This window comes from Paraconexibacter sp. (assembly GCF_041602235.1).
GTDB lineage: Bacteria > Actinomycetota > Thermoleophilia > Solirubrobacterales > Solirubrobacteraceae > Paraconexibacter.
Window position 1 is genome coordinate 1 of record NZ_JBFIGP010000322.1, and the last position, 4,069, is coordinate 4,069.

5 protein-coding genes and 1 pseudogene are annotated in these 4,069 nt (G+C 73.3%); 4 read left to right on the forward strand and 2 right to left on the reverse strand.

The window, feature by feature from the left end:
• Window positions 1-369 (forward strand): annotated as a pseudogene (locus ABYE80_RS18030) (hypothetical protein); the annotation flags it as partial.
• Window positions 366-1,328, forward strand: coding sequence for a class I SAM-dependent methyltransferase (locus ABYE80_RS18035; RefSeq protein ID WP_372791690.1), 963 nt, complete (start codon window positions 366-368; stop codon window positions 1,326-1,328). The pseudogene ABYE80_RS18030 and the gene ABYE80_RS18035, both read left to right, overlap by 4 nt.
• Window positions 1,329-1,335: 7 nt before the next feature.
• Here ABYE80_RS18035 and ABYE80_RS18040 read toward each other — a convergent pair whose 3' ends face one another.
• Window positions 1,336-2,061 (reverse strand): SGNH/GDSL hydrolase family protein, encoded by a 726-nt coding sequence (locus tag ABYE80_RS18040; RefSeq protein WP_372791691.1) that lies wholly within the window; start codon window positions 2,059-2,061, stop codon window positions 1,336-1,338.
• Between ABYE80_RS18040 and ABYE80_RS18045 the strand changes: the two genes are divergently transcribed.
• A complete protein-coding gene (locus tag ABYE80_RS18045; protein WP_372791692.1) occupies window positions 2,060-2,344 on the forward strand; it encodes a hypothetical protein in 285 nt (94 codons plus the stop codon). The genes ABYE80_RS18040 and ABYE80_RS18045 overlap by 2 nt on opposite strands.
• A 17-nt stretch (window positions 2,345-2,361) precedes the next feature.
• Here the strand turns inward: ABYE80_RS18045 and ABYE80_RS18050 are convergent, their stop codons facing one another.
• On the reverse strand, window positions 2,362-3,438 hold the full coding sequence (locus ABYE80_RS18050; protein ID WP_372791694.1) for a YbhN family protein: 1,077 nt from the start codon (window positions 3,436-3,438) through the stop codon (window positions 2,362-2,364).
• Window positions 3,439-3,485: 47 nt separating this feature from the next.
• On the opposite strand from ABYE80_RS18050, the gene ABYE80_RS18055 reads away from it, so the two are divergent.
• Window positions 3,486-4,069: ATP-grasp domain-containing protein (locus ABYE80_RS18055; protein ID WP_372791695.1), on the forward strand; the 584-nt coding region annotated here is incomplete at its 3' end.

The following is a 4,069-nucleotide window of genomic DNA, read 5'->3' on the forward strand; positions in this document are numbered from 1 at the left end:
CCGCGGATGGCCCGCGCGGTGCCGGCACTCACGCCCGGCATCGCGCTGCTCCTGCGCACCCCGGTCCGGCGCCTGCTGGATCGGGCGATCGACCGGCTGCCCCCCGGCCCGGCCGAGGACGAGCGGCGTGCTGCCGCGTACACCCTCGTCGCCGAGGCCGTCCCCGCCGACGGGTCACCTTCCCGGCGCGGCGTGCTCCACGGCACCGACATCTACGGGATCACCGCTGTCACGACGAGTCACGCCGCCGGGATCATGGCCGCCGCCGGGTACGACCGCGCCGGCGGGCTGGCTCCCGCACAGGCCTACGATCCCGCCGCGTTCCTCGACGCGCTCGCGCCGCACGGGATCCGGTACGAGGTGGCGTGAGCCCGGCGCACTGCCCCGCCTGTGGCGCTCCGGCGGTCCCGTGGCGCGCCGCCCGGGCCGGGGAGCCCGGGATGCCCCCGGTCGCCATGGAGCGCTGCGTGGCCTGCGGCACGGCGATCACGGTGTCGGCGCCCCACACCGGACCGAAAGCGTCCGCGGCCCCCGAGGTCCCGGACCTGCACGAGACCGGCGCCTACGCACCCACGTTGCCGATCGGCGCGCGGCTCGTGGCGCCAATCCAGCGGGCGTACGACGCCCAGCGCCTGCGCCTGGTGCGCTCGGTGGTCGCGCCCGGCGCGACGCTCGTGGACGCGGGCGCGGGCCGCGGCCGGTTCGTCGCCCACGCACGCGACGCGGGCTACCACGCGACCGGGATCGAGCCCTCCGCGCGCGGCGTCGACCACGCCCGCGACCGCTACGGCGTGCGGCTCATGCGGGCCGGGATCGAGGACGCTCCGGTCGCGTCCGGCTCGGTCGACGTCGTGACGTTGTGGCACGTGCTCGAGCACGTCGAGGATCCGGCGGCGACCCTTCGGGTGCTGCGGTCGTGGTTGCGCCCCGGCGGGGTCCTGCTGATCGGCGTCCCGAACCTGTCCAGCTGGCAGGCGCGGCTGGGTGGCGATCGCTGGTGGCACCTGGACCTGCCGCGACACCACACGCACTTCACCGCCCGCGGGCTGCGCGCCCTCCTGCGCCGCGAGGACTTCGACATCGTCCGCGAGCACCACGTCCTGCTCGAGCACAACCCGTTCGGCCTGTGGCTGTCGCTGGTCTCACGCGTCACCCCGACGACGTCGTGGCTCTACCACGCGCTCAAGCGCAACGCCCGGACCCGTCCCGCGGATCTGGTGCCGACGCTCGCGGCGCTCCCCCTCCTGCCCGCCGCCGCCGCCGTCGAACTGGCGGCGGGGCTGGCCCACCGCGGCGGCACGGTCGCGGTCCTCGCACGGCGGCGCTGAGCCACCCTCACCGCGGCAGCGTGATCGTCTCCGCGAGCCTCCGGTATCCGGCGACCGAGGGATGGTCCCCGTCGATCGTCATCTCCTGACGCATGCGCCCGGGCGCCTCGGGGTCCTCCAGCGCGGCGTACCAGGAGTAGACGGGGACGCCCTCGTCCTGGGCGATCCCGCGAATGCGGCGATTGAGCTCCGCGACGAACGGCGCCGCCGCGGGAAAGCCGTTGTTCCACGGGAGCAACTCGACGACCGCGACCCGCAGACCCCGCTCGGTGCCCGCCCGGATCATCGACCGCAGGTCGTCGGCGATGTCGGGCACCGGGCGATCCTGGGCGATGTCGTTGACGCCTCCCTGCACGATGAGCACCTGAGCGCCGCGCACGCACGCGTCCAGGCGCTGGGCGATCTCGTCGGTCCGCTCGCCCGAGACGCCGCAGTTCCGGATCCGGACACCGGGCTGCGAGCGCCGGAGCCAGTACTGGTACTGCGAGCGCTCGTCGAGCGCCGGTCCGATCTGCGCGCGCACCGCCGGGTCCGGGTCGTAGAGCGGGGCTCCGGCGGTGATCGAGTCCCCGAGCGTGGCGACGAGCGGACCGCCGCCCCCGGACCCGTCCGTCGTCGCGCCCCGGTCGGCAGTGGTCGTGCCCGGTGCTCGCGTCCCCCCGCCGGACGGCGAATCACCACCGCCGCAGCCGACGACCAGCGCCACGCAAGCGCTGAGGGCGAGGTGACGCATGTGCGACGATCTGGTTATGGAAGGTTTCGGTGGACTCTTCGGCGACCCAGACGAGCTTCAGAAGCGCATGGCCGAGCTCGCGGACCAGATGCAGGGCCAACAGCGCCTGGCCTGGGCCGACAACGCGATCAAGCTCGCCGTCGACATGACGGTCGCGGCCGTCAATCGGATCAACGTACAGGGCACGGCCGAGCAGCAGGCGCAGCAGATCCGGCAGGTGATGGCCGTCGTCTTCCCGGAGGCCGTCACGCTGGTGCGCGAGGCCCGCCAGGGCCTGCAGTAGTCCGGCCCGCCCCGGCCTCAGCGCCTGCCGGAGGCGCGACGCTCGGCGCGGCGCCGCCGCCGGTCCTCCCGGGGCTCGTCCAGCCGTCGCGTGCGCGCGTCCTTGTCGAAGTCGGGTTCGACCGGGAACCCCTCGGCGGCCGCCTCCGCCGCGCGCGCCTCGCGCCCGGCGGCGATGACCTCCTTGAACGAGCGGAAGCGGAAGATCGTCACCAGCGCGATGAATCCGAGTGCGAGGCTGAACGTCGCGATCGCGATCTGCTGTCCGACGGAGTACGCGACGGCCCCCGCCCCGAACACCTTCACCAGGAACGCTTGCTGCACGCCGGCACCGCCGGGCGTGAACGGGACGATCGCGGCGACCGCGTTCACGCCGAGCACCAGCAGCACGTTCTTGACCGACCCGCCGATGTTGAAGGCCTCCAGGAGGAAGAAGAACGCGGTGAACCGGAACAGCCAGCCGACGAACTGGACCATCCAGACCTCGCGGAAGTACCGCGGCCGGTCGTAGAGGATCGTCAGGCCCTGCTGCACCCGCTCCCAGAAGGCCTGGACGCGACGCGAGAGCACCGCGAACAGCACCAGGGACAGCACCCCCAGCGCGGTGAGGAAGAACAGCGTGAAGCGCGGGTGGCTGGCGAAGAAGCTGAGGTCGAAAGCGCCCAGCTTCGAGAAGTCCGGGGGCTTGGGGAACACGCCCTGGGTGAACGCGAACGTGAGGATGAAGACGCCCATCGTCGCGTCGAAGACGCCCTCCACGAAGAACGCCGCGCCGACCGCCGGATAGCTGGACCGCGGGACCGAGGTGCGCGAGAGGAACAGCTTGATGACGTCGCCGCCACGCGCGGGCACGACGTTGTTGAACCCGTAGGCGGCCACGTAGGCGCCCCAGATCCGCCGGTACTCGATGCGCTCGGTCGGGTAGGCGGCCCGGAGGACGTGGAAGAACGCGCGGGCCCGCAGCGACAGGTAGATCCCGAAGCACAGCAGCCCGATCGCCAGCGGCCCCGGCTGGACCTCGGCCAGACTCCCGAAGAACTCGCCGACCGCATCGAAGAAGGTCGAGATGTCGTCGGAGATGGCCGCGAGCCGCACGCTGCGAGGGTAGCGACCAGACCGTCCGTGGCATCATCGCAGCGCCCATGAGCGACGACATGACGATCGGAACCCCCGGGACGAGCGGCGCCACCCGCCTGGTCCTCCTGGGCAGTGGTGAACTGGGTCGCGAGGTCGCCCTCGAGGCGATGCGGCTCGGCGCGGAGGTCGTGGCCGTGGACCGTTACGCGGGCGCTCCCGCCATGCAGGTCGCCCACCGCTGGCACGTGGTCGACATGACCGACCCGGCGGCGCTGCGGGCCGTGCTCGCCGAGGAGCGGGAACGGCCCTGCGCGGAGCTGCACGTGGTGCCGGAGATCGAGGCGATCGCCACCGAGGTCCTGGTCGACCTCGAGCGGGGCGGGCTCCGCGTGACACCCACGGCCCGCGCGGCGCGGCTGACCATGGACCGCGAGGGCATCCGACGCCTGGCCGCGGAGGAGCTCGGTCTCCCGACCTCCCCCTACCGGTTCTGCGCGACCGCGGAGGAGGTCGACGCCGCCGTGGCGGCGCTCGGCGTGCCCTGTGTCGTGAAGCCGGTGATGTCGTCGTCCGGGAAGGGCCAGTCCCTCGTCACGGAGCCGACCGGCGGCGCCGCCGCCTGGGACTACGCGCAGGCGGGCAGCCGGAC

Excerpts from the sequence above, each read along its gene's own strand:
- ABYE80_RS18045 (WP_372791692.1), top strand. The coding sequence starts at position 2,060 with ATGTGCGACGATCTGGTTATGGAAGGTTTCGGTGGACTCTTCGGCGAC.
- ABYE80_RS18040 (WP_372791691.1), bottom strand. The coding sequence starts at position 2,061 with ATGCGTCACCTCGCCCTCAGCGCTTGCGTGGCGCTGGTCGTCGGCTGC.